A 26,786-nucleotide genomic window follows, 5' to 3' on the forward strand; every position below is an offset into this window, starting at 1 on the left:
GATATGCCCGACCGGACCGCACCCCTGCGGGTGGCCGTCGCCGGTGCCAGTGGATACGCGGGCGGCGAAGTGCTGCGCCTGCTGCTGGCCCATCCGGAGTACCGAGCCGGGCGCCTCGAGATCGGGGCGCTGACCGCCGGTAACAACGCGGGAACCGCCCTGGGCGCGCTGCAGCCGCAGTTGCTGCCGCTGGCCGACCGGATCCTCGCCCCCACCACGGCCGCCGAACTCGCCGGTCACGATGTCGTCTTCCTGGGTCTGCCGCACGGGCAGTCGGCGGCGCTGGCGGCCGAACTCCCGGACTCGACGGTGATCATCGACTGCGGCGCCGATTTCCGCCTCACGGATCCGGCGGCCTGGGACCGGTACTACGGCGGTCCGCACGCCGGCAGCTGGCCCTACGGCCTGCCGGAACTGCCCGGTGGGCGGGCCGCGCTGCGCGGCGCGACCCGGATCGCGGTCCCGGGCTGCTACCCGACCGTCGCCAGCCTCGCGCTGGCGCCCGCGGTGGCCGCCGGAATCGTCGAACCGGATGTGAGCGTCGTCGCCGTCAGCGGCACCTCCGGCGCGGGCCGCAAACTGGACGTCGGCCTGCTCGGATCGGAGGTCATGGGTTCGGCGCGGGCCTACGGAATCGCCGGGGCGCACCGGCACACCCCGGAGATCGCGCAGAACCTGTCCGCGGTGGCCGGATCGCCGGTCCGGGTGTCGTTCACGCCGGTGCTCGCGCCCATGCCGCGCGGAATCCTCGCCACCTGCACCGCGCCGGTGCGAGTGGACGCGGCGCAGGCCCGCACCGTCTACGAGAAGGCCTACGCCGACGAGCCGTTCGTGCATCTGCTGCCCGAGGGTGTACTGCCGCAGACCGGCGCCGTACTCGGCGCCAACGCGGTGACCCTGCAGGTCACCGTGGATCCCGACGCTGCCGTGCTGGTGGTCATCGGGGCGATCGACAATCTGACCAAAGGCACCGCCGGTGGCGCGGTGCAGTCCATGAATCTCGCGCTCGGCCTCGACGAGACCGCCGGGCTGTCCAATGTAGGAGTGGCACCGTGACCGCTGAGACCTCCGGCACTCTCGTGCACAACCAGGGCGTCACCGCCCCGCTCGGATTCCGCGCCGCGGGTATCGCCGCCGGGATCAAGGCCAGCGGCAGGCCCGATCTGGCCCTGGTCTTCAACGAAGGGCCCGAATACGCCGCGGCCGGAGTGTTCACGAGCAACAAGGTCAAGGCCGCGCCCGTGCTGTGGTCCCAGCAGGTCCTGAAGTCCGGACGGCTGCGCGCGGTGCTGCTCAACTCCGGCGGCGCGAACGCCTGCACCGGACCGCTGGGTTTCCAGGACACCCACCGCACCGCCGAGGAGCTGGCGACCGCGCTGAGCAACTGGGGTACCGAGACCGGTGCCGGGGAGATCGCGATCTGCTCCACCGGCCTGATCGGCGACCGGTTGCCGATGGACAAACTGCTGCCCGGGGTCACCGAGATCGTGCGCGAGATGGGTGGCGGGATGTCCGGGGGCAGTGATGCCGCGCATGCCATCATGACCACCGATACCGTGCCGAAAGAGGCCTCCCTGCATCACGCCGGGAAATGGAATATCGGCGGTATGGCCAAGGGCGCGGGCATGATGGCGCCCTCGCTGGCGACCATGCTCGTGGTGCTCACCACCGACGCCGTCGCCACCGCCGATCAGCTGGACAGCGCGCTGCGCAAAGCCACCCGGCTGACCTTCGACCGGCTCGACGTAGACGGTTCGATGTCCACCAACGACACCGTGCTGCTGCTGGCCAACGGCGCCAGCGAGGTCGCCCCCACCCAGGACGAACTCGACGCCGCCGTGCTCGCGGTCTGCGACGATCTGGCCGGGCAGCTGATGGCGGACGCCGAAGGTGTCACCAAGCGAGTCCTGGTGACCGTGCAGGGCGCCCGTACCGAGGACGACGCTCTCGTCGCGGCGCGTGTCGTCGCCCGCGACAGTCTCGTCAAAACCGCCATGTTCGGCTCCGACCCCAACTGGGGCCGGGTGCTGGCGGCGGTGGGCACCGCGCCCATCGATCTGGACCCGGACCTGATCTCGGTGTCGTTCAACGGAGCACCGGTCTGCGTCGACGGTACGGGCGCGCCCGGGGCCCGCGATGTGGATCTGAGCGGCGCCGATATCGCGGTGGTGGTCGATCTGCGCCTCGGCGACGGTTCGGCCACCGTACGGACCACCGATCTGTCGCACGGCTACGTCGAAGAGAATTCGGCCTACAGCTCATGACCGAGGCGATCCACGAACTGTCCGCGCTGGACAAGGCGCATATCCTCGCCGGCGCGCTGCCCTGGTTGCAGAAGTTCCGCGACAAGGTGGTGGTCGTCAAATACGGCGGCAACGCCATGATCGACGACGGTCTCAAACGCGCCTTCGCGGCCGATATGGCCTTTCTGCGGACCGTCGGTGTGCATCCGGTGGTGGTGCACGGCGGCGGCCCGCAGATCTCGGCCATGCTGAAACGCCTCGGACTGACCGGTGAGTTCCGGGGCGGATTCCGGGTCACCACGCCCGAGGTGATGGATGTGGTGCGGATGGTGCTGTTCGGGCAGGTCGGCCGGGAACTGGTCGGATTGATCAACGCGCATGGGCCGTACGCGGTCGGGATCTCCGGTGAGGACGCCCGCCTGTTCACCGCGACCCGCCGCACCGTTGTCGTCGACGGCGCGGCCACCGATATCGGCCTGGTCGGCGATGTCACCGATGTGCACCCGGATTCGGTCCTCGACCTCATCCGGGCGGGCCGGATCCCGGTCGTCTCGACCATCGCCCCCGACGCCGACGGCGTGGTGCACAACATCAACGCCGATACCGCCGCCGCCGCGCTGGCGGAGGGGATCGGGGCGGAGAAACTGGTGGTGCTCACCGATGTCGAGGGCCTGTACACGAACTGGCCGGACCGGTCGTCGCTGACCAGCGTGATCGATACCGACGCGCTGGCCGACCTGCTGCCGTCGCTGGACGCGGGCATGGTGCCCAAAATGGAGGCATGTCTGCGCGCCGTCCGGGGCGGGGTCCCGGGTGCGCATGTCATCGACGGCCGGGTGCCCCATTCGGTACTGCTGGAACTTTTCACCGGGGAGGGCATCGGGACGATGGTCACACCGCCGGCGGACGAGGAAAACGGAGCCAGAGCATGAACACTGCGGAACTGCGGCAACGGTGGTCGAACGTCATGATGCGCAACTACGCCACCCCGGAGGTCGTCCTGACCCGGGGCACCGGCGCGGTGGTGTACGACGCCGACGGCAACCGCTATATCGATTTCGTGGGCGGTATCGCGGTCAACAGCCTGGGCCACGCGCACCAGGCGATCCTGAGCGCGGTGATGGATCAGCTCGGCACGCTCGGTCATGTGTCGAACCTCTACGGCAGCGAACCGGTGATCGAACTCGCCGAGCGGCTGCTCGCGCATTTCGGTGACGGCGACGGCCGCGCGTTCTTCTGCAACTCCGGCACCGAGGCCAACGAGGCCGCGTTCAAACTCGCGCGGCTGACGGGCCGCCGCAAGATCATCGCGTGTGACGAGGCCTTCCACGGCCGCACCATGGGTGCGCTCGCGCTCACCGGCCAGCCCTCCAAGCGGGCCCCGTTCGAACCCATGCCGCCCGGTGTCGTGCACATCCCCTACGGCGATACCCGGATCCTGGAGCGGGCCGTCGACTCCGATACCGCCGCGGTGTTCCTGGAACCGATGCTCGGTGAGAGCGGGGTGGTGGTGCCCCCGATGGACTATCTGGTCCGGGCGCGGGAGATCACCGCCCGCCACGGGGCGCTGCTGATCCTGGACGAGGTGCAGACGGGTATCGGCAGGACCGGGAAGATGTTCGCCCACCAGTCCTTCGGCATCACGCCCGATGTGATGACCCTCGCGAAGGGACTGGGTGCCGGGCTCCCGATCGGCGCCGTCCTGGCCACCGGGCACGCCGCCGAACTGTTCACCCCGGGTCTGCACGGCACCACCTTCGGCGGGAACCCGGTCTCCGCGGCCGCGGCGCTGGCGGTGTTGCGCACCATCGAGGAGGAGGGCCTGCTCGGACACGTCGAACAGGTGGGCAAGCGGCTGAGTGACGGGATCGCGGTGCTCGAACATCCGCTGATCTCGGAGGTGCGCGGATCCGGGCTGCTGATCGGTATCGAGCTCACCCATCCGGTGGCGCCACGGGTGGAGGCCCGGGCCCGGGCGGCCGGTTATCTGGTGAACCCCGCCAAACCCGATGTGATCCGGCTGGCGCCGCCGCTGGTGCTCACCGAAACCCAGGCCGACAACCTGGTCCTGGATCTTCCGGTGATCCTCGACGATGTCCTGGCCGAAACGAAAGGAACCCGGGGATGACCACCTCGATCCGGCCGGACACCGCCGTCCGGCATTTCCTACGCGACGACGATCTCACTCCCGCCGAACAGGCCGAAGTGCTGGCCCTGGCCGCCGAACTCAAGAAGAACCCGTTCTCGCGGCGGCCGCTGGAGGGGCCGCGCGGAGTGGGCGTGATCTTCGACAAGAACTCCACCCGCACCCGGTTCTCCTTCGAACTGGGTATCGCCCAGCTCGGCGGACACGCGGTGGTGGTGGACGGGCAGACGACCCAGCTGGGTCGCGACGAAACCCTCGCCGATACCGGCCGGGTGCTGTCCCGCTACGTCGAGGCGGTCGTGTGGCGCACCTTCGGCCAGCGACGGCTCGAGGAGATGGCCGCGGGGGCCTCTATTCCGGTGGTCAACGCGCTGTCCGACGAGTTCCATCCGTGCCAGGTGCTGGCGGACCTGCTCACCATCACCGAGCACAAGGGCGGGTTGAAGGGTCTGCGGCTGGCCTACTTCGGTGACGGCGCCAACAATATGGCGCATTCGCTGCTGCTCGGCGGGGTCACGGCCGGACTGCATGTGCGCATCGCCGCCCCGGCCGGATTCCTGCCGGCGCCGGAGGTCGTGGCGGCCGCCGAGACCCGGGCCGCGGAGACCGGCGGTACGGTCACCGTCACCGAGGATCCGGCCGCGGCGGCCGCGGAGGCCGACGTCCTGGTCACCGATACCTGGACCTCGATGGGACAGGAGAGCGACGGCCTGGACCGGGTGGCGCCGTTCCGGCCCTACCAGGTGAACACCGAGCTGCTGGCCCGCGCGGCCGCCGACGCGGTGGTCCTGCACTGCCTGCCCGCGCATCGCGGCGAGGAGATCACCGACGAGGTGATCGACGGCCCACGCAGCGTGGTGTGGGACGAGGCCGAGAACCGGCTGCACGCGCAGAAGGCGCTGCTGGTGTGGTTGCTGGACCGTGAAGGCGCGCACCGGCGATGAGTGAGGCCCGGATCCATCCCACCGGCCCGATCACCGCCGCCACCCGGGCCGGGCGCCAGTCCCGGATCATCGCGCTGCTGGCCGCTCATCCGGTCCGCAGCCAGACCGAACTGGCCGGCCTGCTCGCCGCGGAGGGGATCGAGACCACCCAGGCGACCCTGTCGCGCGATCTGGACGAACTGGGCGCGGTGAAACTGCGGGCGGCCGACGGCGGTGCGGGCGTCTACATCGTGCCCGAGGACGGCAGCCCGGTACGCGGGGTCACCGGCGGTACCGGGCGTCTGGCCAAATTACTGGGCGACCTGCTGGTCTCCACCGATTCCAGCGGCAATATCGCGGTGCTGCGCACCCCGCCCGGCGCGGCGCATTTCCTGGCCAGCGCCCTGGACCGCGCCTCGCTGCCCTATATCGTCGGCACGATCGCCGGCGACGACACCATCGCGGTGATCGCGCGCGAACCGCTCACCGGCGCCGAGGTCGCGGCCAAGATCGAGCAGCTGGCCTGACCGGCGGGCGGGGTCAGAAGCGGCGCCGGGCGGCGCGGCTCGCCGTCCGGTACGCGATCCAGCGTCCCGTGCCGGCCGAGCCGGCGCATACCAGCGCGACCGCGGATACGACGGCCACCGGCCCGGCGAAGGCCAGGCCCGCGAATTCCCGCGCGTACACCGCCGCTGCCGCCCCGATGAGCGCGGCCGACCCGCCGAGGACCGAACAGAGGACCGTGAGCGCGCGCCCGGCCCGCCGCCCGAACAACAGCAGCAGGGCCGCGCCGTCCCACAGCAGCATCGCGGCGCCCAGGAGCGCCAGGGCGACCACCGAGGCCGCCAGCTCGCCGGCGGGCCCGTCCCGCAGCACGCCGATCGTCTCGACCGCTCCGAAGGCGAACAGCAAGGTCGGCATGGCGCCGATGATCAGGGTGAGAATCCCCGCCGTGACGGCGGTGCCCGCCGACGGAGCCGGTCCGGCCGCGGGCCGAGGGTGGCGGGGCGCCGCCGGAGTGAAGCCGCCGGGCGGGAGACCGGACCCCCGGGCGTGGTCGCGCGGCGGATAGCCGCCCGCCGGCGGGCCGTCGCCGGGCCGGGCCGCGGTCGCGGGAGCCGGAGTGGGGGTTGCGCGCGGCGCCGGGCGGGGAGCCGGCGGCGCGGGATCCACGGGTGCCGCGACCACCGGTGCCGGAGCCGAGATATGCCGCCCCTCGAGCGCGTCGTGCGCCGCGGAGGTGAATTCGCCGCAGGTGGCGAACCGATCGCCCGGCGCCTTGGCCATGGCCCGCTCCAGCACCGCGTCGATCGCCGGCGGCAGGTCCCGGCGCGTATCGGTGAGGTGGGGCACCGGCTGGGCGATATGCCCCATGACCACCTGGCCGGGATTGGTCGACGCGTACGGCGGCCGGCCCGCCAGCATGGCGAACAGCGTGCAGGCCAGCGAGTACTGATCGCTGCGGTGGTCGACCCGCGTCCCGGACAGCTGTTCGGGCGAACCATAGGCCAGGGTGGCGGTGAAGGTCCCGGTGGCGGTCATCTTCGTATTGCTGTCGGTGAGCCGCGCGATACCGAAATCGGTCAGCACCGCCCGTGATCCACGGTGCGCGTCGGCGTCCGCGATCAGGATGTTCGCCGGTTTGACGTCGCGGTGCAGGACTCCGCGGCTGTGCGCGTAGTCCAGCGCCGCCGCGGTGTCACCCAGTAACCGCACCGCGGTCGAGGCCGGATGCGATGCGGCGTGCCAGGATGCCGCGTCGCCGCCGCGGATGTACTGCATGGCGATCCACAGATGCCCGTCATCGGTGCCGCGGTCGAAAACCCCGACGATCCCGGGATGTTCGAGGCGGGCGACCACGTCGGCCTCGCGTTCGAACCGCCGGACCAGTTCGTGGTCGGTGGACACCTCCCGGTTCAGCAGCTTCAGTGCCACGCTGCGCGGCAGCCGGGGATGGCGGGCCAGATAGACCGTGCCCATACCGCCCTGGCCGAGGATCCCCTCGATGTGATGGCCGGCGAAGGTCGCACCCACCCCCAACACCACCGCTCCTTTCGTCCGCCGCGAATGCCGCGACGGTACCGCAGTTCTCGTGCCCCGGGGCGCGGGAGCGAGGCCGGTCGCCGCACCCCGGACGTGCGGCTCAGCCGGTGCCGGTGGTCGGCGTGAACGCCGCGGGCGGCGGCTCGACGACGGTGCCGGTGGGATCGGGTCCGGGCCCGGGGGCACGCGGGCCGGTATCCGGGAGCGCCCGCGGTCCGGGAACCAGTTCCGGCATCTCCTGCCACGCCGGTTCCGCGGCCTGCAGTTCCAGGGCGATGGCGATGAGTTCCGGTTCCGACCAGGGCATTCCGCCGAGTTGCATACCGAACGGCAGCGCGGTCGCGGGAGACCGGCCCACCGGTAGCGAGACGACCGGCGCCCCGGCGTAATTGGCCCAGGTCACCGGTGCGCTGATATCGAACAGATTGTCGAGGACATCGGTGCGGGCCTGCCGGTCCCGGACCACCGCGGGCAGGATGATCGCATCCAGGCCGTTCTCCTCGAGCAGCCGGTTGTAGTCGTGCTGGAACCGGGTGCGGTCGCGCTCGAACACCAGGTAGTCGTCGGGCGCGGACAGGCTGGCCAGCCCGTTGCCGACCATCACCGCGGTATCCGGCCGGTACAGGGAGAGCTGATCGGCCCACTGCCGGTGGTACCGCCCGACCTCGAGACTGTCGCCGAACCGGCTCGACGGCAGGGTCGGCACGGTGATGTCGCGGAGGGTTCCCCCGAGCCGGGTGACGAGGTCGAGAAAGCGCGACGCCAGCGTGCCGAGGGCCTCCGGCAGTTTCGCCAGCATGTCCCGGTCGACCCCGAAGCGGGTGGCCGCCAGTGGTTTCGCGCCGCCCGACGCGACCAGCGGATAGCCGCCGCCGGGCACCGGCGCCGCCGTGGCGGTCGCCCGGTCGCGGGGGTCGGCGCCCGATATCGCCGACAGCAGCAGCGCCGCGTCCGCGACGCTGCGGGCCATCGGGCCGATATGGTCCCGGGAGGCGGTCGAGGGGATCACGCCGTACTGGCTCACCTGACCGTAGGTCGGTTTGATCGCGCTGACGCCCGCGCGCGAGGACGGGATCCGCAGCGAACCCCCGGTATCGGTGCCCAGCGCGAGGGGAGTGAACCGCGCGGCCAGCGCGGCCGCGTTCCCGCCGGAGGAGCCGCCGACCAGGGCGGCGGTATCCCACGGGTTGCCGACCTGCGGGCAGATGAGCCCCAGAGCGAACTCGTCGGTATGGGTATGACCCAGCAGTACGACGCCCTGATCGCGCAGCCGGCGCCAGACGGTGGCGTCGCCGGCGGCGATATTGCCGGCCAGGACCCGGCTGGACGCGGTGACCGGTAGCCCGGAGACGGCGAACAGATCCTTGAGCGCCAGCGGTAGTCCGCACAGCAGCGGGGCGCCGCCCGCGGCCAGCCGCTGTCCGGCCTGTTCCGCCTGTGCGTACGCGATCTCCGGGTAGGTCCGGATCCAGGCGTTGATGGGGCCGTCGAAGGCGGCGCTGCGGCGCAGGCAGGCGTCGAGGAGTTCCCGGGGATGCAATCGCCCGGACTGCAGCAGTGACGCCGCGTCGACCGCCGACAGCAGGGCCGGGTCGGTGGCGGCGATACCGGCGGGGTCGGGTAGCGCGAGCGGGTCGGCCCGGGCGAGGAGTGCCGGACCCGCGGCGGCGGCCAGCAGCCCGGCGCCGGCGGACCGGACGAAGGCCCGCCTCGACAGGCGCGCGGTCACCGCGCGCTCCGTCTGGACGAGAGAGACAGGACCTGGTCGGATGGCGCCCAGGTGTATCCGGCCCCGGTATCGGGTAACCGGGTACCGCGGTGTCCGGTCCGGATGCGGTCGGTGTTCGTGATCTTGCCCCCGGCGCGTTCGGGAGCTCCCAGAAATCGCACCCGGGCAACTTTAGTAGGACATCGATGCGTCGAATTACGCAGGGCGGCTACGAGGTTTGGCCGACCGGCGGTGGATCACGCCCCGGTCAGTGGTTGTTGACCAGCTGCTGCAGAAGCGGTGTGGCGAGGTCCAGGCCCAGCGTTCCCACGGTCAGAGCCGCGTTTCCCAGGGTCACGACGATGACGCCGATGGTGTCGTAGTTGTCCATCGCCCATTGCTGCAAGGTCTGCACGGTCTCACTCCTCTCCGGTTCACGAGCGCGAGTGGTGTGATCAGCGTCTCATAATCGGGGGCCGCGGCCAACGGTTGATTCTTCACCCCGGCACCCGGGCGGGCTATCGTTCGCGCAGGTGGTCCCGGGCCCCGACCCCGGCTGTGAATGAGATTGCACAGTCGTGCATAATCATTTGTGGCGGCGGAGCGAGCCGGACCGGCAACGGGCCAGCATACTGCTGGAGATCACGCGCCGAACCCGGGCGACCGGCTGCCCGCGAAGACAGCAGACGTACGAACTCATCCGAGGAGCACCAAGAACATGTCCGATCGCGTCGTACTCGCCTACTCCGGTGGGCTGGACACCTCCGTGGCCATCAGCTGGATCGGCAAGGAGACCGGCGCCGAGGTCGTGGCCGTGGCCATCGATCTGGGGCAGGGCGGCGAGGATATGAACGTGGTGCGTCAGCGCGCCCTGGACTGCGGCGCCGTCGAGGCCGTGGTGGTCGACGCCCGCGACGAGTTCGCCGACGAATACTGCCTGCCCACCATTCAGGCCAATGCGCTCTACCAGGCGGAATACCCGCTGGTCTCGGCGATCAGCCGGCCGCTCATCGTCAAGCATCTGGTGGAGGCCGCCAAGTTCCACGGCGCTTCCACCGTCGCGCACGGCTGCACCGGTAAGGGTAACGACCAGGTCCGGTTCGAGGTCGGCATCGGCGCGCTGGCCCCCGATCTGAATGTGATCGCCCCGGTCCGCGACTACGCTTGGACCCGGGAGAAGGCCATCGCCTTCGCCGAGGAGAACAAACTCCCGATCAACGTCACCAAGAAGTCGCCGTTCTCCATCGACCAGAACGTCTGGGGCCGGGCCGTCGAGACCGGATTCCTCGAGGATCTGTGGAACGCGCCCACCAAGGACGTCTACGACTACACCACCGACCCGACCGTCAACTTCGAGGCGCCCGACGAACTGATCGTCACCTTCGACAAGGGCGTGCCCGTCGCCATCGACGGCCGGCAGGTCAGCGTTCTGGAGGCGATCACCGAACTGAACACCCGCGCGGGCCGTCAGGGTGTCGGCCGGCTCGATATGGTCGAGGACCGCCTCGTCGGTATCAAGAGCCGCGAGATCTACGAGGCGCCCGGCGCCATCGCGCTGATCACCGCGCACCGCGCGCTCGAGGCCGTCACGCTGGAACGCGAACTCGGCCGGTACAAGCGGCAGGTCGAGCAGCGCTGGGGCGAGCTGGCCTACGACGGTCTCTGGTTCTCGCCGCTCAAGCGGGCGCTGGACGCGTTCGTCGCCGAAACCCAGCAGCATGTCACCGGCGATATCCGCATGGTGCTGCACGCCGGCAATGTCGTGGTCAACGGCCGGCGCAGCGAACAGTCGCTCTACGACTTCAATCTGGCGACCTACGACGAGGGCGATACCTTCGACCAGTCCCTCGCCAAGGGCTTCGTGCAGATCCACGGCCTGTCCTCGAAGGTCGCCGCCAAACGCGATCTGAACCAGAAGTAGTCGCGACGAACCGATAGCCACCCGGGCCGGCGCGAGACCGGCCCGGGCCAATACCGTGGGGACGACGATCCGCGCGGCACATCGACACGTGGGAGAGGCAGTGGGCACCAACGAAGGCGCGTTGTGGGGCGGGCGGTTCGCCTCGGGTCCCGCCGAGGCGATGGCGGCGCTCAGTAAATCCACCCAGTTCGACTGGGTGCTCGCGCCCTACGATATCCGCGCCTCCAAAGCGCACGCCCGCGTACTGAACAAGGCGGGGCTGCTGTCGGAGAGCGATCTGACCGGGATGCTGGCCGGTCTCGACGATCTCGCCGCCGACGTCGAATCCGGGGCCTTCGCACCGGCGGAATCCGACGAGGATGTGCACGGCGCCCTGGAGCGCGGCCTGATCGAACGGGTCGGCGCGGAACTCGGCGGCCGCTTGCGGGCCGGGCGGTCACGTAACGACCAGGTCGCGACCCTTTTCCGGATGTGGCTGCGCGATGCGGTGCGGCGGATCGCGGCCGGTCTGGTCACCGTGGTGGACGCGCTGGTCGCCCAATCGGCCGCGCACCCGGACGCGGTGATGCCCGGTAAAACCCATCTGCAGGCCGCGCAGCCGGTACTGCTGGCCCATCATCTGCTGGCGCACGCCCATCCGCTACTGCGCGATATCGACCGGCTGCGTGATTTCGACCGGCGCGCCGCCGTGTCCCCGTACGGTTCGGGTGCGCTCGCGGGGTCCTCGCTCGGCCTCGATCCGGAGGCCATCGCGGCCGAACTGGATTTCACGGCCGCCGCCGCCAATTCCATCGACGCCACCTCGTCGCGTGATTTCGCGGCCGAGGCGGCGTTCGTGCTGGCGATGATCGGGGTGGACCTGAGCCGGATGGCCGAGGAGATCATCGTCTGGAGCACCGCCGAATTCGGGTACATCACGCTCGCCGACGCCTGGTCCACGGGCTCGTCGATCATGCCGCAGAAGAAGAACCCCGACGTCTCCGAACTCACCCGCGGTAAGGCGGGCCGGCTGATCGGTAACCTCACCGGTCTGCTCGCGACCCTCAAGGCGCAGCCGCTGGCCTACAACCGTGATCTCCAGGAGGACAAGGAGCCGCTGTTCGATTCGGTGGCGCAGCTGGAACTGTTGTTGCCCGCCATCGCCGGACTGGTGTCGACTCTGACCTTCCACACCGATCGGATGGCCGAACTCGCGCCCGCCGGATTCACGCTGGCCACCGATATCGCCGAGTGGATGGTGCGCCACGGGGTGCCGTTCCGGGTGGCGCACGAGGCCGCCGGTGCCTGCGTCCGGGCCGCGGAGACCCGGGGGGTGGGGCTCGACGAGCTGACCGACGCGGAGTTCGCGGCGATCGACCCGGCGCTCACGCCGCGGGTCCGGGAAGTACTGACGGTGGGCGGTTCGGTGGCCTCGCGTGATGCCCGCGGCGGGACCGCGGGGGAGCGGGTGCGTGAACAGCTGGCGGAGGTCCGGCAGGCGACCGACGAGATCCGTGCCTGGTTGAGCTGAGAGCAGCTGGGCCGGGTCCGGCAAGGGCCCGGCCCGAGGGCCGGTCGGTGTCGGAGACGACGCGGCCGGGTCATGAGCACTCCGGATGTGCATACGCGGATATGCGCATCCAACTATCGATCGCGACCGGCATGCCTCCGACCGGGAACATCGAACCCTCCCACCCGGCAAGGAGGGCGGAGGGAAGTAATCGCTGCCGGGTCGGGGTCAGCCGGCGGGCGGTCGGAACTCGCCGGCCACGTCGAGGACGCCCGGGAACCAGGGACTGAACTCGTCGGGACGGGCGCGCAGTTCGGCGCGCAGCGTCGACGGGTCGGCCCAGCGGTAGGCCGCGACCTCCGCGGGGTCCGGTACCGGGTCGGCATCGTCCAGCCGCCCCACCAGTACGTGATCCCATTCGTGTTCCACGTACCCCGTCCGCGGATCCTCGGCGCGATACCGGTACACGCCCACCTCGGTCAGCGGGACCCGCAGGCCCATTTCCTCCGCGAGCCGGATACCGGCCGCCTCGCCGACCGGAACCCCGGGCGCCGGGTGACCACAGCAGGTGTTGGACCAGCGGGCCGGGAACCGGGTCTTGCCGGCCGCGCGCTGTTGCAGCAGCGTCCGGCCGGCGGTGTCGAAGATCAGGACCGAGAACGCCCGATGCGGGACGCCGGGCGCGCGGTGGGCCTGCGCGACCGGGCACGAGCCGACCGTCTCGCCGGCCGTGTCCACGAGCTCGACGAGCATCGATTCCCGATCCGGGCCCGGCGACGGGCCCGCGGGGGTCGGTGTGGGGGTCGCGTCGGTCACGATCCCCACCCTATCGGCGCGCGCCGCGAGGTTCCGCGCCGGTGACGGGTACATGATGTAGATGTCACAACGGACCCTCGGGTCCGGCGTGGGATATGGCAGGCTTGTGCATACCTCGGGGTGTGAGGTGTGCCACGCCACGTGTAGGGCTGGGAGCGGAACGTGAAGTTGAGTGTGCGAGGTTTGGCGGGATCGGCGCAGCGGGTGATGGCCACCGCGCACAACGGTCTCGAGGTGATCCGCTTCGGCGGACTCGGACGCGATACCGATTCCTCGCCGTTCGAGGTCGTCGAACGGCGACCCATGTACCGGCTCCGGCGCTATTTCCCCGGTGAATCCGGCGGCGGCCCGGTAGCCCTGTTCGTGCCGCCGCTCATGGTCAGCGCCGATATCTGGGATGTCAACGGCGACGACGGCGCGGTGGGAATCCTGCATCGCGGCGGAATCGATTGCTGGGTCGTCGATTTCGGGTCGCCGTCCTCGGAGGAGGGCGGCTGGAAGCGGGATCTGGCCGATCATGTGCTCGCGGTGAACAGCGCCATCGACAGCGTCTGCGCGGCGACCGGCCGCAGCGTGCATCTCATGGGGTATTCGCAGGGCGGGATGTTCGCCTACCAGGCCGCCGCGTACCGGTCCGGCAAGGGCATCGCCAGTATCGTCACCTTCGGAAGTCCGGTGGATATCGTCGCCGGGATGCCGCTGGGCCTCCCGCACGCGGCGGTGAGCGATCTGGTGGATTTCGCGGCCGATCACGTGGTGCCCCGGCTCCCCATCACCGACCGGATGGTCCGCATCGGGTTCCAGATGCTGGACCCGGTGAAAACCGCGAAGGCGCGTATCGATTTCCTGCGTCAGCTGCACGATCGTGAGGCACTGCTGCCCAAGGAGCGGCAGCGCCGGTTCCTGTCGAACGAGGGCTGGATCGGGTACGCCGGTCCCGCGGCCGCGGATCTGCTCAAACAGTTCGTCGTCCACAACCGGATGATGCTCGGCGGGTTCGTCATCCGTGATCAGCCGATCTCGCTGGCCGATCTGAAATGCCCGATCCTGGCGTTCGTCGGCGAGGTCGACGAAATCGGTCAGCCGGCGGCCGTGCGCGGCATCGTGCGCGCCGCGCCGCGCGCCGAGGTCTACGAATCCACCGTGGTCTCCGGGCATTTCGGGTTGGTCGCGGGGTCGGTCGCGACCCGGTCCACCTGGCCGCAGGTGCGCGAATGGGTCGGCTGGGTCGACGGCGGCAACGCGCTGCCCGAGGAGATCGTCCCCATGACCGATCACGTCCCGACGGATCTCCCCCGTTCGGCGCTGCTCCGGGCCGTGCATACCGCCGCCGCGCTGGCCGAGGCGGGCGCGGAGATCGGCCGGACCTTCGAACATCTGGCCGCCAACACCGTGCGTGGTTCGGTCGGGGTGGTGGAGGGCGCGGCCCGCACCCTGCCCCGGCTGACCCGGCTCGGCATGATCCAGTCCGATACCCGGATCTCGATCGGCCGGCTCCTGGCCGAACAGGCGAGACGCTCCCCGAAGGGGGAATGCTTCCTCTTCGACGACCGCGTGCACACCAATGCGGCGGTGGACGCCCGGATCGACAATGTGGTGCGCGGGCTGATCTCGGTCGGTATCCGCCCGGCGACCCGGGTCGGTGTCGTCATGGAGACCCGGCCCAGCGCGCTGGTGACGCTGGCGGCGCTGTCGCGGATCGGGGCGGTGGCCGTGCTGCTGGCTCCGGAGAGCGAACTGACCTCGGCGCTGGAGCGGACCGGGACGGCGGTGCTGGTATCGGATCCGGAGAACGTCCGCCTTGCGGTGGCCACCGGCGCCCGGGTGCTGGTGCTCGGCGGCGGCGATACGCGCGGCCTGGCCGTTCCCGCGGGCACCGATCTGGTCGACCTCGAGCAGGTGGACCCGGAGGAAGTGCGGTTACCGGGCTGGTACCGGGCGAATCCGGGACGGGCCCGCGAACTCGCGTTCGTACTGGTGTCGGGGGTGGGTGATCGCCTCGACATCAAATACATCACCAACCACCGGTGGGCGCTGTCGGCCTTCGGTACCGCCTCGGCCGCGGATCTGGACCACAAGGACACCGTGTACTGCCTGGCGCCGCTGCACCATTCGTCCGGGCTGCTGGTGAGCCTCGGCGGGGCGATCGCCGGGGGGAGCCGGATCGCGCTGGCGCGGTCGCTGGACCCGGCGCGATTCGCCGAGGAGGTGCACCGCTACGGGGTCACTGTCGTCACCTACACCTGGACGATGCTGCGCGATATTCTCGACGCCGAGGTCTTCCCGCAGGGGCATTCGCATCCGGTGCGGTTGTTCATCGGTTCCGGAATGCCCGCCGGGTTGTGGCGGCGCACCCTCGAACAGTTCCCACCGGCCCGGGTGCTCGAGTTCTACGCCTCCATCGAGGGCGATGTGGTGCTGGCGAATGTGCCCGGCGTGAAGTTCGGCTGCAAGGGCCGTCCGGTACCGGGGACCGCCCGGGTGGAACTGGTGGCCTTCGACCCCGTCACCGGGCAGATCATGGTGGACGACAACGGATTCGCGCGGCGCTGCGCCGATAACGAGGTGGGCCTGCTGATCGGCTCCACCGGCTCCACGGGAGATCTCTCGCGTGGCGGACTGCGCGGTGTATTCGAGGCCGAGGATTCCTGGCTGCCCACCGAGAACCTGTTCCGCCGCGATACCGAGGGCGACTACTGGCTGGTGGACCGCATCGATACGGTGATCCGGACCCGCCGCGGCCCGGTGTTCACCCAGCCGATCGTGGATGTGCTCAACGATATCGCCGCGGTGGATATGGAAGTGGCGTATCCCCTGGCCGCCCGGGACCGGACACTGGCGGTCGCGGCGGTGAGCGTGCGGCCGGGATTCCGGCTCGACGCCGACGATCTCACCGAGTCGCTGCGGTCGCTGGCGCCCGATCAGCGCCCGGATGTGGTGTACGTGGTCGACGAGATCCCGCGCAGCCCCTCGTTCCGGCCGTCGGCACAGGCGGTGCAGCAGGCCGGCGGACCCCGGCCCGGACCTCGCACCTGGTGGTACGAACCGGAATCCGAGAGCTACGAGATGCTCACCGATATCGGTTCGCTGGGGCTGCTCACCTGACCCGGCGAAGCTACCGGCACCGGTAGGCGGTGACGGCCTCGAGCACCCGGCCGAGCTGATCCCCGGTGAGCATGGGCCACAGGGGAAGCCGCACGATGGTCGCCGCGAACCGGGCACTGCGGGTGCAGGGCACCGGGGTGCGGCCGTATTTGAGCCCGGCGGCGCTGGAATCCAGTGGCACATAGTGGAACGGCGCGACGATATCGCGCGCGGCGAGATGGCGGATCAGCCCGTCGCGCGCCTCCTCGGTGGGCATCCGCAGGTAGAACAGATGCGCGGTATGCCGCCGGTCCGGCGGCACGGTCATCGGTGACACGCCCTGATCCGCGGCCCACGCGGCGAGTCCGGCCGCATAGGTGTGCCAGACCCGGTGCCGGGCCCGCTGGATGGCATGGAACTCGGACAGCTGGGCGTCCAGGACCGCCGCGTTCAGCTCGCTGGGCAGATAGCTGGAACCGATATCCTGCCAGGAGTACTTGTCGACCTGTCCGCGCAGGAAACGCGCCCGGTCGGTGCCCTTCTCCCGGATCACCTCGGCCCGGCCCATCAGGATGTCGTCGGAGAGCAGCAGGGCTCCGCCCTCGCCGCAGTGCACGTTCTTGGTGTCGTGGAAACTCTGGGTTCCGAGGGTGCCCAGGGTGCCGAGCGCCCGCCCCCGCCAGGTGCCGCCCAGGCCGTGGGCATTGTCCTCGATGAGGGCGAGGCCGTGGCCGTGCGCGAGCTCCAGCAGCGCCGCCATATCGGCGGCCACCCCGCCGTAGTGCATGACCACGATCGCCTTGGTGCGATCGGTGATCGCCCCGGCGGCCGCCTGCGGGTCGATATTGCCGGTGCTCGGGTCGATATCGACGAAAACACAGGTGGCGCCGTGCACCGCGAACGCCGTGGCGGCGGAGGTGAAGGCGAAGCTCGGCACGATCACCTCGTCGCCGGGCCCCAGTTCCAGCAGGAGTGCGGCCAATTCGAGCGCATGTGTGCACGAGGTGGTGAGCAGTACATGGGGCGCGCCGGTGATCGCGGCGAGTTTCGCGGTCGCCGCCGCGGTGAACGGGCCGTCACCGTGACAGTGATCGGAGTGCAGGACGGCCGAGACGTTCGCCAGTTCCGCCGCGGAACGATAGGGCCGGCTGAAGATGATCCGGCCGCTCACCTCGCCGCGACCTCGGCGCGCGGCCGGTCGCGATGCGGCGCCGCCTCGCCCGGGGGCCGGGGCGTGGGTGAATCGACGGTCAGATACAGCGGTTTGCCGACCAGGATGTGCAGCACCACACCGAGGTATTCGGCGATCAGCCCCAGCGAGAACAGCAGCGCGCCCGAACACAGCAGCAGTACGACGATGATCGACGCCCAGCCCTCCGGGTTGTCGTCGCCGGTCAGCGCCGCGTGGATGATCACGGCCGCCAGAACCGACCCGGCCAGCGCCAGGGTCAGTCCGAGCAGGCTCACCACCCGCAGGCCGCGGGTTCCCGAGCATAGCACCATCTTCCAGAACAGTGAGAACAGCCGCCGGTAGTCGTAGCCCGATTCGGCGCGGCCCTCACTGCGCAACCGGACCGGTGCGGTGGCGGTTCGGCCCACCACCCAGGTCAGGGCGACATCGAGGTAGGCGCCGTTGGCGGCGACCTCGGCGAGCCGGCGGCCGATATCGCCGCGGATGAGCCGGAAGCTCTCGAACCGGGTGGAGGCCGGAAAGGCGAACAGTGTGGCCAGCACCAGCTTCGCGCCGCGTGAGGTGAGGTTGCGCAGTGGCCCGTGCGGCCGGGTGTTGACGGGCCGGGAGTACACCAGATCGGCGCGTTCCCGATAGGCCGTATCGAGGAAATCGGCGATATGGGCCGGATCGTGCTGACCGTCCTCGTCCATCGTCACCACCCAGCGGCCGCCGGCCGCCGCCAGACCCGCGATGGTGGCCGCGTCCTGACCGTAGTTGCGGCTCAGCCAGATGACCCGCACCTGTGGGTATTCGGCCTCCAGACGCTGCAGCACCAGATCGGAGCGGTCGGGTCCGTGGTCGTGGACCAGGACGATATCGTCGACCCGGAAGCGTAGGCCGCCGGTGGTGGTCGTGGGCGCGGCCAGTCCGTCGAGTTCCCGGATGAGCCGGGTGACGGTCTGTTCGCCGCGATACACCGGTACGACCACCGAAATCCGGCACACTTCGGGCGAACCGTGATTCGCGGCGGTGTCCGGGCCCGCGGCGCCGGTGCCGGGCGCCGGTGGGACAGCGGGATCGGTGCGCGGGGCCCGGCGGGCCCGGGCGGGAGCGGAGCTGGGCGAAAACGGCATTGGCGAGATCGACTTTCGACGGAGGATAACGCGTTGCCGGGTCTCGATGACGCTGATGAGCCCGAGAAATGCGAACTCTAGCAGGTGCGCCCGGTGTGTCGCCGACGGATTCGGATGCGCGTCGTTCCGGCCGCGGCCGCGCATCGGGGCGGTAGGGTCTGGGATCCGTGGCGGATGGTCGAGCGGGTGGTCGGCGGGATGTGCTTCGGTGGGCTCTGGTGTGCGCGGCCGGGGTGATCGCCGCGTATGCGGCCGTGCTCCTGGCGAATCCCCGGCATTTCTACACCGACGACACCGAGGCCCAGTACGCGCCGCTGTGGGTGATGACCGGCCGCTCCCTGTGGGAGGGGAAGTTCCCGGTCCTGGTGCCCGAGCACTGGCTCGCGGGCAATTACGCGATCGAGGAAGCGGGCCTGCTCAATCCGCCGCAACTGCTGATCGATCTGCTGGCCGTGACCGTCGACGATCTGGCCCTCTACGCGACCCTGGTAAAAATGGTGTTCGGGGTGATTCTCGGCCTCGGCGTCTACCGGGTGTGTCTGGTGTACGGCGGGCGTCCCGCCTGGTCGGCGGTGGCGGGAGTGGCCTTCCCCTGCAGTGGCTTTCTGCTGTTCTTCGATGCCGCCAGCTGGATGACCGCGTTCACCGGGACGGCCTGGCTCGTGCACGCGTGGGCGTCCGGGGTGCGCTACGCGCGCGGGCGCGGCGGGCCGGTCCCGGTGTTCGTGTTCCTGTACCTCACGATCTCGGTGCAGTACGTGTTCCCGGCGGTGGAGGCCGCCGTCCTGTTCGGCTGTGTCCTGGTGGGCGAGTTCGTGTATCGCCGGGAGCGGGCGCCGCTGATCCGGCTCGCCCTGGTGTCGGTCTGCGCCGGACTGGCCGGTCTGGCCACCTATCTGCCGAGTCTGCTCACCGCCGATGTCACCTGGCGCGGCGCCTCGGAGATCCACAACGACCAGTTCCTCACCGTCCCCTGGTCGGAATCCCTGAACGCCAGTCTGCCCAGTACATTGCCCGCGTTCACCTCGTGGTGGGGCTACGTACAGCCGCTGCCGATGGTCTACATCGCCTGGTTCCTGGTGCCGGCGCTGGCGTTCGTCGATTGGCGGCGGGCGCGGGCGCTCGCCCGGGAACTGAGCGGCCCCGCCCTGTTCGCGGTGCTGATGCTGCTGTGGACCGCCGGTCCCGGGACGATGGGACCGCTGCGCTGGCCGGCCCGGGTACTACCCATGCTCGCGCTGGCCCTGCTGGTGCTGGTCTGTGTACTGCTCGGCAGATGCGGGACGGTGGCGGGGATCCGCCGCCGCGGTCTCGCCGCGGGCGCGCTGGTGGTGCTGCTGCTGTTGCGGTCGCTGGGCGCGGCCCCGGACGAGGCGACGGGGCATCTGGCGGCGGCCGCGGTGGTCGGTGCGCTGGGCGCGGCCGCGGTGGTGCTCGCCCGGCGCCGCGGTCCGGCAGCGGCCTGCCTGCTGACGCTGGCGGCCGTGGCGCCGATCGCGTATGTCCAGGTACTCGTCGCGCAACCGACCCCGATGAGCTGGGAACTGCCCGCGAAACGATCCGAGATGAAGGCCGCGTTCCCCGATTTCGACGGAACCACCCTGCAATTGGGTGATCGCGCGCTGATCCCGGCCGGTGACCGGACACTCGCCGGCGCCTACGGGTCCCTGGTATTCGGCAACTACGCCAAGAACCTGGAGCTCGACTACGTCGGCGGCTACACGCCCAACGGCCATTTCCATTTCGGTCACCTGCTGTGTATGCGCTGGGACACCAGCGTCTGCCCGGACGCCTACCGCCGCGCCTTCGCCCCGGAACCGGAAACCGGCCTGCCCCCGGTGGACCTGATGCTGATCGACCGGGTCGTCCTGCAGCGCGCCCTGTATCCCAGCGCCCGGGACGAGCCGGCCCCGATCGGCTGGAAATGGGTCGACTATCCCGGCCACGAGAACTACATCGCGGTATTGGAACGCGCGTCCGGGCCGGTATCCGGCCGGGCCGGGCGGGTATCGCACAGCGAAGGCGTCGAGGTGCGGGCCACCGCGGAAGCCGCGACCACCAGCCGCGTCCGGGTGGATTCGCCCACCGGCGGACGTCTCGTCTTCGCCCGGCTGGGCTGGCCGGGGTACCGCGCTCATCTCGACGGCCGGCCGCTGCCCATCGACGTGGTGGCGGACAGCTTCGTCGCGGTGGACATACCGCCCGGCACCCGCGACGGCGAACTCGACCTCACCTGGCGCCCGCCGGGCTGGAAGATCGGGGCCGCGAGTGCGGCCCTGGGCCTGCTCGGACTGCTGATCCTGCAGGTGTTCTTCGTGATCACCACCCGCCGCCGCGACAACCCGTCCGAGGTGCCCGGCCCGGTGCCCGAGGCCGGGCGGCCCGACCTGCTGGCCGTCCGGTCGTGACCCGCCACCGGGACCGCCCCGGCCGCGCCGGAGGACATCCGGTACCGACCGCCGTCGCCTCCCGTCCCGCCGGTACCGGCGCCACCCCGGCGGGGGCCGCCTCCACGGCCGACCCGGATTCCCCGCCCGGAACCGGCGCTCGCCCCGGCCCGCTCCTGCGTCTGCTGCGCCGGCAGGAACTCGCGTTCGCGGTGGTCGGCGCCGTGAACACGGTGATGGGTATCGGCCTCACCGTGGCCTGGCTGCAGGTGCTGGGACCTTCGGTGCCGCCGTCGGCCGGGGTGGTGGCCGCGTATCTCACCGGAATCGGCATCGCGTTCGTCCTGCATCGCCGGTTGGTGTTCCGGGTGCGCGGCCGGGTGGTGCGCGATTTCCTCGGATTCGCCGCGGTGAACGGCGGGGGCCTGCTCGCCAATGCCTGCCTGCTGGAATTCGCCGTCACGGGCCTGGGTTTCCCGCGGGCTCCCGCCGCTGTCGCGGTGATGGGCGCGGTGGCCGTCGGCACCTACTTCGGCCACCGGTTCGTCTCGTTCCGCCGCCCGGTAGGTTGATCCCATGTCGTCGGAGGAAACCATCCTGGATCCCACCCTGCTCGCCCTGCTGGCCTGCCCGCAGGACAAGGGCCCCCTGCATCTGGTGCGTACGGCCGACGGCGCGGATGTGCTCTACAACCCGCGCCTGCGGCTGGCCTACCCGATCGACAGCGGTATCCCGGTGCTGCTGGCCGACGAGGCGCGCAGTGTCGACGACGCCGAACACGCGGATTTCGCGCGGCAGTACGGCGAATGAACCCGGGTCAGGGCTCGCGGCGCGGCCGCGGGTCCGGGCCGATCTCGCCGGTGAGGTAACGCTGGACCGTGGGGCCCACCGCGGTGACCAGGTCGTCCAGCGGTATTTCCGCCATCGCGCCGAGGTGCAGGATCTTGCGGGTGAGCACCAGCCCGGTGATCTGCGATGCCACCAGGCCCACCCGGACCCGCCCGTCGTCGGTATCGGTGGCGATCCGCTGCCGTATCCGCTCCAGAATCACCGATAGCAGGAAATCCCTGGTCAGTGAGCTGTCGCCGCCCGCGACCATGGTGCGCACCAGCGCCACCGCGCCGGCGCCCGCCGGAGAATCCCACAACCCCACCACCGCGCGCACGATGGTCTCCCCGAGCCGGTCCATCGGCGCGGCGTCGAACTGCCGCAGCACCACCTCCGGATCGACCGGTAGCTCCACCACCGCCCCGAACAGATCCTGTTTCGTCCCGAAGTAGTGGTGCACGAGTGCCGGATCGACTCCGGCGTCCGCGGCCACCGACCGGATCGAGGTCTTGTCGAATCCGTTGCGGGCGAACCGTTCCCGTGCCGCGGCCAGAATCGCCTCCCGCGTCTCCGGCCGGCCCGACCGGCGGCCGGACCGGCCCGCCGGGCGGGCGCCGGGCCCGGTGGGACTCATGCGGTGCGGCGGCGCAGCGTCGCCGCACCCAGCGCCAGCGCGACGGCCGCGAACGCCGCGACAACCGCCAGATCCCACCACATGGCGGCGCCGGGGTCGGTGTGCACCGATACTTCCTGCAGGGCGTCCACCGCATAGCTCAACGGCAGCAGATCGCTGATGACGCGCAGCCAGTCCGGCAGCTGCTCGCGGGGGACCAGCAGCCCGCACAGGAAGATCTGCGGGGCCGCCACCACCGGCATGAACTGCACCGCCTGGAACTCCGTCCGCGCGAACGCGCTGCACAGCAGACCCAGCGCGACACCCAGCACCGCGTCCACCATTGCGATCAGCACCACCCACGCCGGGCTGCCGGCCGCGTCGAGATCCAGCAGGCCGAACGCCACCAGGCAGGCCACCGCGGCCTGCGCCGCGGCCGCGATCGAGAACGCGGTGCCGTAACCGGCCAGCAGGTCGAGTTTGCTCAGCGGTGTGGTGAGCAGGCGCTCCAGCGTGCCGGAGGTGCGTTCCCGCTGCATCGCGATCGCGGTGATCAGGAACATGACGATGAACGGCAGGATGCCCAGCATGCTGATCCCGACACGGTCGAACAGGCTCAGCGTCTGCTGCGGCCCCGCCGGGGTGTTCTGATAGATGAAATAGAGCAGGGTCATCAGCAGCGCCGGAACGACCAGGATCATGGCCACGGTCCGGCGGTCGTTGCGCAACTGCCGCAGGATACGGCCGGTGGTCGCCAGGTAGGCCCGCAGCGGCCGGGGTCCGGAGGCCGGGGCCGGGGTCCGGGCGGCGGGGCCGGGGTGCCCCGGGGCCGCCGCGGTGCGCTGCTCGCTCATGCGGGCGCTCCGATCGTGATGAGGGCGAGAAAGGCCTGTTCGAGGTTCTGCTCGCCGGTGCGTTCGCGGAGTTCGGCGGGGCTGAGCTGGGCGAGCAGATGCCCGTCGCGCATCAGCAGCAGCCGGTCGCAGTGTTCGGCCTCGTCCATCACATGGCTGGAGACCACCAGCGTGGTCCCCGCGGCGGCCAGTTCGCGGAACTGCTTCCACAGGTCCACCCGCAGGACCGGGTCCAATCCCACCGTGGGCTCGTCGAGGACCAGCAGATCCGGCGCGGCCACCAGGGCACAGGCCAGCGAAGCCCGGGTCCGCTGCCCCCCGGACAGTTCGTCTCCGCGCTGGGAGCCGTGATCGAGCAGGCCGACCGCCGTGAGTGCGGTATCCACCGACTCCCGCTCGGCGCCGTAGAGCGCCGCGAAATACGCGACGTTCTCACGGACGGAGATATCGGAGTAGATGCTCGGCGCCTGCGTGACGTACCCGATCCGGCGCCGCAGCCCGGCGCTGCCCGCGGGCAGGCCCAAGGCGGTGATCTCACCGCCGGCGACGATCTGGGTGCCGACGATACTGCGCATCAGGGTCGTCTTACCGCACCCGGACGGCCCGAGTAGACCGGTGATCGACCCCTTCGGAATGGTCAGCGAAATATTGTGCAGCACTTCGCGTTTGCCGCGTCGCACGGTGAGGTCCCGTACATCCACCGCGGCCTGCGCGCCGGTATCGGACATGGCCCGCCTCGATTCATCGCGTGTTGAATTCACCCTTTGGTGAATTCTTCGCCATCCGGGCCCGCGGCACAACCCCCACTCCGGTGCGGATGATCCGGCCCCCTTGCCCGGCGGCCCGGCCCGGTCGCGAAAGGTCCGGACGGGCTGCGACAATCCAGCGGGTGAGTGCAGAGGAGCTGGCCGTCGATCCGCCGGCGGCCGCCCGCCGCCTGCTGGGCGCCACATTGCGGTCGGGCCCGGTCACCGCCCGGCTGGTGGAGGTCGAGGCCTACGGCGGTGACCCGGCGGGACCCTGGCACGATCCGGCCGCCCACTCCGGGCGCGGCCGGACGCCGCGCAACGCGGCGATGTTCGGGCCGCCGGGGCATCTGTACTGCTATCTGAGCTACGGGATGCATACCTGTGTCAACGTCATCAGCGGGCCGGACGGGGTCGCCAGCGGGGTCCTGCTCCGTTCGGCGGAGATCCTCACCGGGCACGACCTCGCCCGCGCCCGCCGACCCGCCGCCCGCGGCGCCGACGACCTGGCCCGGGGGCCGGGCAACCTGGGCAGTGCGCTCGGTATCGGACTCGCCGACTACGGCACCGATCTGTTCGATCCCGAATCGGAGATCCGCCTCGAACTCGGTCCGCCGGTCGATCCGGCCCTCATCGCCAGCGGGCCGCGGGTGGGCGTAAGCGCCGAGGCCGACCGCCCGTGGCGGGTCTGGCTCCGTGATTCCGCCGCCGTCTCCGCCTATCGCCGCAGTCCGCGGGCTCCGCGTATCCAGAAGCCCGCCTGACCGCCGCCGCCCGGACCGCCGGTCGATCCGGCGCGCGAGGCATCGCCGGAACCCGCCCGGCCGGTGCCCTCCGGGCGGGCAGTGCCGTGCCGCGGGGCGGCGGTGCGCGAAGATGAACCCGTGAGCAGCGACATCATCGACGAACTGACCTGGCGCGGTCTCATCGCGCAGTCCACCGACCTCGACGCGCTCCGGGAGGTGCTGGCCGCGGGCCCGCGCAATCTCTATGCCGGGTTCGACCCCACCGCGGCCAGCCTGCACGCCGGTCATCTGGTTCCGCTGCTGGCGCTGAAACGTTTCCAGCGGGCGGGGCACCGGCCCATCGTGCTGGCCGGCGGCGCCACCGGGCTGATCGGCGACCCGCGCGAGGTCGGCGAGCGCACCATGAACTCCGCCGACACCGTCGCGCAGTGGGCGGAGCGGATCCGGGGCCAGCTCGAGCGATTCGTGGATCTCGACGATTCGCCGACCGGTGCCCTCATCGTGAACAACATGGAGTGGACCGCCTCGCTGAGTGCGGTCGATTTCCTGCGCGACCTCGGCAAGCACTTCTCGGTGAACGTGATGCTCGCCCGCGACACCGTCAAACGACGGCTGGAGGGCGAGGGGATCTCCTACACCGAGTTCAGCTACATGCTGCTGCAGGCCAACGACTACCTGCAGCTGCGCCGCGCCCACGATTGCGTACTGCAGGTCGGCGGTTCGGATCAGTGGGGCAACATCATCGCCGGGGTGGAACTCAACCGCCGGGTGGACGGGGCGGCCGTGCACGCGTTGACCGTCCCGCTGGTGACCTCGGCCGACGGTAAGAAGTTCGGCAAATCCACCGGCGGCGGCAGCCTGTGGCTCGACCCGGAACTCACCAGCCCGTACGCCTGGTACCAGTACTTCGTGAACACCGCGGACGCCGATGTCGTGCGGTACCTGCGCTGGTTCACCTTCCTCGAACGCGACGAACTCGCGGAGCTGGAGGAAGCGACCACCGAACGCCCCCATGCCCGCGAGGCGCAACGCCGCCTCGCCGCCGAGATGACCACTCTGGTGCACGGCGAGCGCAACACCCACGCCGTGCAACTGGCGAGCCAGGCCCTCTTCGGCCGCGCCGAACTGCGGGAACTCGACGAGCCGACACTGGCGGCCGCGCTGCGCGAGGCCGCCGGCGAGGGCGAGGTCGCCGAGGTGGTTCCGGGTCGGGACACGATCGTCGACCTGCTCGTCGCCTCCGGTCTGTGTGAAAGCCGCGGTGCGGCTCGCCGGACCGTGAACGAAGGCGGCGCGTCGGTGAACAACGAGCGCGTCAAGGACCTCGAATGGACTCCGGAAAGCAGCGATTACCTGCATGGACGGTGGCTCGTCCTGCGCCGCGGGAAGCGCAATTTCGCAGGGGTTCACCGCGGTTCGGCGCATTGATCTTGGTGGGCTGGGTCACATTTGTGTGGCCCGGCCCGCTGGATCGTCCATCCGCGAGCCTCTGAGCTGGGCAGATGCGGTGCCGAAGTGGCGATTTGACGTAGCGTTCTCCGCCGCGTAACTTAATCCAGGTCAGAGCGACACGGACACCGACCAGGGGCCCGGAGCGAGGCGGAAACGCCGAGCCGGAGGGACCAGGGACAACGAGGTTGTACGATGAGCGCCTGGCGGATCGGCCGAAGATGCGGAGTTTGACTCTGAGCCACTGGCCGGTTAAGCTAGAAAACCTGCCTTACTGAAGCCCTGGTTCAACCCAGACGCTGAAGCATGTGCGTGTGTTCTTTGAGAACTCAATAGTGTGTTGATGAATGTCAGTGCCAAATTTTTGATTTGGTTTCGGTTCTTCATACCCCCGTGTGGAGGGCCGAACATTTATGTCAGCTAAATTCCAGCTGGCGATTGTTTTGCTAGGTTTTCGGACTCTAGTGTTTACTTTTGATTGCG

The 26,786-nt window shown here is 70.2% G+C and carries 23 protein-coding genes; 14 read left to right on the plus strand and 9 right to left on the minus strand.

All coding sequences use genetic code 11. The features are described 5' to 3' along the window. Nucleotides 1–3: 3 nt before the first annotated feature. From argC to ACZ6SF_RS19765, 6 genes are read left to right on the plus strand one after another with little or no spacing between them, the layout of a single operon-like run. Nucleotides 4–1,056: an N-acetyl-gamma-glutamyl-phosphate reductase gene (gene argC, locus ACZ6SF_RS19740; RefSeq protein WP_466063641.1), complete on the plus strand. Its 1,053-nt coding sequence runs from the start codon at nt 4–6 to the stop codon at nt 1,054–1,056. Further along, nucleotides 1,053–2,264 carry a bifunctional glutamate N-acetyltransferase/amino-acid acetyltransferase ArgJ gene (gene argJ / locus ACZ6SF_RS19745; protein WP_466063580.1) on the plus strand — a complete coding sequence of 404 codons (1,212 nt, stop codon included), beginning with the start codon at nt 1,053–1,055 and terminating at the stop codon, nt 2,262–2,264. The genes argC and argJ overlap by 4 nt, the downstream gene beginning before the upstream one ends. Next, nucleotides 2,261–3,175, plus strand: coding sequence for an acetylglutamate kinase (gene argB, locus ACZ6SF_RS19750; RefSeq protein WP_466063581.1), 915 nt, complete (start codon nt 2,261–2,263; stop codon nt 3,173–3,175). Before argJ ends, argB begins: the two co-directional genes overlap by 4 nt. After that, entirely contained in the window at nt 3,172–4,371 is a 1,200-nt protein-coding gene (locus ACZ6SF_RS19755) for an acetylornithine transaminase (protein ID WP_466063582.1), read from the plus strand. The genes argB and ACZ6SF_RS19755 overlap by 4 nt, the downstream gene beginning before the upstream one ends. After that, on the plus strand, nt 4,368–5,333 hold the full coding sequence (argF, locus tag ACZ6SF_RS19760) for an ornithine carbamoyltransferase (RefSeq protein ID WP_466063583.1): 966 nt from the start codon (nt 4,368–4,370) through the stop codon (nt 5,331–5,333). The genes ACZ6SF_RS19755 and argF overlap by 4 nt, the downstream gene beginning before the upstream one ends. Continuing rightward, a complete protein-coding gene (locus tag ACZ6SF_RS19765) occupies nt 5,330–5,839 on the plus strand; it encodes an arginine repressor (RefSeq protein ID WP_466063584.1) in 510 nt (169 codons plus the stop codon). The genes argF and ACZ6SF_RS19765 overlap by 4 nt, the downstream gene beginning before the upstream one ends. 13 nt (nt 5,840–5,852) lie before the next feature. Here the strand turns inward: ACZ6SF_RS19765 and ACZ6SF_RS19770 are convergent, their stop codons facing one another. From ACZ6SF_RS19770 to ACZ6SF_RS19780, 3 genes are all read right to left on the minus strand, one after another. Beyond that, entirely contained in the window at nt 5,853–7,355 is a 1,503-nt protein-coding gene (locus ACZ6SF_RS19770; RefSeq protein ID WP_466063585.1) for a serine/threonine-protein kinase, read from the minus strand. Between the two features lie 100 nt (nt 7,356–7,455). Next, on the minus strand, nt 7,456–9,084 hold the full coding sequence (locus tag ACZ6SF_RS19775) for an amidase (protein ID WP_466063586.1): 1,629 nt from the start codon (nt 9,082–9,084) through the stop codon (nt 7,456–7,458). Between the two features lie 247 nt (nt 9,085–9,331). Further along, on the minus strand, nt 9,332–9,478 hold the full coding sequence (locus tag ACZ6SF_RS19780; protein WP_466063587.1) for a hypothetical protein: 147 nt from the start codon (nt 9,476–9,478) through the stop codon (nt 9,332–9,334). Nucleotides 9,479–9,781: 303 nt separating this feature from the next. On the opposite strand from ACZ6SF_RS19780, the gene ACZ6SF_RS19785 reads away from it, so the two are divergent. After that, nucleotides 9,782–10,984, plus strand: coding sequence for an argininosuccinate synthase (locus ACZ6SF_RS19785; RefSeq protein ID WP_466063588.1), 1,203 nt, complete (start codon nt 9,782–9,784; stop codon nt 10,982–10,984). 88 nt (nt 10,985–11,072) lie between these two features. Beyond that, a complete protein-coding gene (gene argH, locus ACZ6SF_RS19790) occupies nt 11,073–12,494 on the plus strand; it encodes an argininosuccinate lyase (RefSeq protein ID WP_466063589.1) in 1,422 nt (473 codons plus the stop codon). A 207-nt stretch (nt 12,495–12,701) separates the two neighbouring features. Here argH and idi read toward each other — a convergent pair whose 3' ends face one another. Beyond that, nucleotides 12,702–13,289: an isopentenyl-diphosphate Delta-isomerase gene (gene idi / locus ACZ6SF_RS19795; protein ID WP_466063590.1), complete on the minus strand. Its 588-nt coding sequence runs from the start codon at nt 13,287–13,289 to the stop codon at nt 12,702–12,704. A 162-nt stretch (nt 13,290–13,451) separates the two neighbouring features. Between idi and ACZ6SF_RS19800 the strand changes: the two genes are divergently transcribed. After that, a complete protein-coding gene (locus ACZ6SF_RS19800) occupies nt 13,452–16,394 on the plus strand; it encodes an AMP-binding protein (RefSeq protein WP_466063591.1) in 2,943 nt (980 codons plus the stop codon). A 10-nt stretch (nt 16,395–16,404) separates the two neighbouring features. Here the strand turns inward: ACZ6SF_RS19800 and rffA are convergent, their stop codons facing one another. Beyond that, entirely contained in the window at nt 16,405–17,544 is a 1,140-nt protein-coding gene (gene rffA / locus ACZ6SF_RS19805) for a dTDP-4-amino-4,6-dideoxygalactose transaminase (protein ID WP_466063592.1), read from the minus strand. Then, nucleotides 17,541–18,680, minus strand: coding sequence for a glycosyltransferase (locus tag ACZ6SF_RS19810; RefSeq protein WP_466063593.1), 1,140 nt, complete (start codon nt 18,678–18,680; stop codon nt 17,541–17,543). The genes rffA and ACZ6SF_RS19810 overlap by 4 nt, the downstream gene beginning before the upstream one ends. 200 nt (nt 18,681–18,880) lie before the next feature. Here ACZ6SF_RS19810 and ACZ6SF_RS19815 point away from each other — a divergent pair, with 200 nt between their 5' ends. Genes ACZ6SF_RS19815 through ACZ6SF_RS19825 form a run of 3 tightly spaced genes read left to right on the plus strand, consistent with a single transcriptional unit; the run spans nt 18,881 to nt 21,877 of the window. Further along, nucleotides 18,881–21,088, plus strand: a complete 2,208-nt coding sequence (locus ACZ6SF_RS19815; RefSeq protein WP_466063594.1) for a hypothetical protein — start codon at nt 18,881–18,883, stop codon at nt 21,086–21,088. Continuing rightward, entirely contained in the window at nt 21,085–21,639 is a 555-nt protein-coding gene (locus tag ACZ6SF_RS19820; RefSeq protein WP_466063595.1) for a GtrA family protein, read from the plus strand. The genes ACZ6SF_RS19815 and ACZ6SF_RS19820 overlap by 4 nt, the downstream gene beginning before the upstream one ends. A gap of 4 nt (nt 21,640–21,643) precedes the next feature. Continuing rightward, nucleotides 21,644–21,877: a Trm112 family protein gene (locus ACZ6SF_RS19825; protein ID WP_466063596.1), complete on the plus strand. Its 234-nt coding sequence runs from the start codon at nt 21,644–21,646 to the stop codon at nt 21,875–21,877. A gap of 7 nt (nt 21,878–21,884) precedes the next feature. Here ACZ6SF_RS19825 and ACZ6SF_RS19830 read toward each other — a convergent pair whose 3' ends face one another. Genes ACZ6SF_RS19830 through ACZ6SF_RS19840 form a run of 3 tightly spaced genes read right to left on the minus strand, consistent with a single transcriptional unit; the run spans nt 21,885 to nt 24,090 of the window. Then, entirely contained in the window at nt 21,885–22,529 is a 645-nt protein-coding gene (locus ACZ6SF_RS19830) for a TetR/AcrR family transcriptional regulator (protein WP_466063597.1), read from the minus strand. Beyond that, on the minus strand, nt 22,526–23,362 hold the full coding sequence (locus tag ACZ6SF_RS19835) for an ABC transporter permease (protein ID WP_466063598.1): 837 nt from the start codon (nt 23,360–23,362) through the stop codon (nt 22,526–22,528). Before ACZ6SF_RS19835 ends, ACZ6SF_RS19830 begins: the two co-directional genes overlap by 4 nt. Further along, entirely contained in the window at nt 23,359–24,090 is a 732-nt protein-coding gene (locus ACZ6SF_RS19840) for an ABC transporter ATP-binding protein (protein WP_466063599.1), read from the minus strand. The genes ACZ6SF_RS19835 and ACZ6SF_RS19840 overlap by 4 nt, the downstream gene beginning before the upstream one ends. Nucleotides 24,091–24,251: 161 nt before the next feature. Between ACZ6SF_RS19840 and ACZ6SF_RS19845 the strand changes: the two genes are divergently transcribed. Both ACZ6SF_RS19845 and tyrS read left to right on the plus strand, forming a co-directional pair. Beyond that, on the plus strand, nt 24,252–24,872 hold the full coding sequence (locus ACZ6SF_RS19845) for a DNA-3-methyladenine glycosylase (protein WP_466063600.1): 621 nt from the start codon (nt 24,252–24,254) through the stop codon (nt 24,870–24,872). Nucleotides 24,873–24,992: 120 nt separating this feature from the next. Continuing rightward, on the plus strand, nt 24,993–26,282 hold the full coding sequence (gene tyrS, locus ACZ6SF_RS19850) for a tyrosine--tRNA ligase (protein WP_466063601.1): 1,290 nt from the start codon (nt 24,993–24,995) through the stop codon (nt 26,280–26,282). Nucleotides 26,283–26,786: the final 504 nt, after the last annotated feature.

The sequence above is a fragment of the Nocardia sp. NPDC049935 genome (genome assembly GCF_055586645.1).

Coding starts and splice junctions, on each gene's coding strand:
- ACZ6SF_RS19830 (WP_466063597.1), bottom strand. CDS start 22,529: ATGAGTCCCACCGGGCCCGGCGCCCGCCCGGCGGGCCGGTCCGGCCGC.
- ACZ6SF_RS19755 (WP_466063582.1), top strand. CDS start 3,172: ATGAACACTGCGGAACTGCGGCAACGGTGGTCGAACGTCATGATGCGC.
- ACZ6SF_RS19840 (WP_466063599.1), bottom strand. CDS start 24,090: ATGTCCGATACCGGCGCGCAGGCCGCGGTGGATGTACGGGACCTCACC.
- argB (WP_466063581.1), top strand. CDS start 2,261: ATGACCGAGGCGATCCACGAACTGTCCGCGCTGGACAAGGCGCATATC.
- ACZ6SF_RS19765 (WP_466063584.1), top strand. CDS start 5,330: ATGAGTGAGGCCCGGATCCATCCCACCGGCCCGATCACCGCCGCCACC.
- argC (WP_466063641.1), top strand. CDS start 4: ATGCCCGACCGGACCGCACCCCTGCGGGTGGCCGTCGCCGGTGCCAGT.
- ACZ6SF_RS19825 (WP_466063596.1), top strand. CDS start 21,644: ATGTCGTCGGAGGAAACCATCCTGGATCCCACCCTGCTCGCCCTGCTG.
- ACZ6SF_RS19785 (WP_466063588.1), top strand. CDS start 9,782: ATGTCCGATCGCGTCGTACTCGCCTACTCCGGTGGGCTGGACACCTCC.
- ACZ6SF_RS19810 (WP_466063593.1), bottom strand. CDS start 18,680: ATGCCGTTTTCGCCCAGCTCCGCTCCCGCCCGGGCCCGCCGGGCCCCG.
- argF (WP_466063583.1), top strand. CDS start 4,368: ATGACCACCTCGATCCGGCCGGACACCGCCGTCCGGCATTTCCTACGC.
- ACZ6SF_RS19835 (WP_466063598.1), bottom strand. CDS start 23,362: ATGAGCGAGCAGCGCACCGCGGCGGCCCCGGGGCACCCCGGCCCCGCC.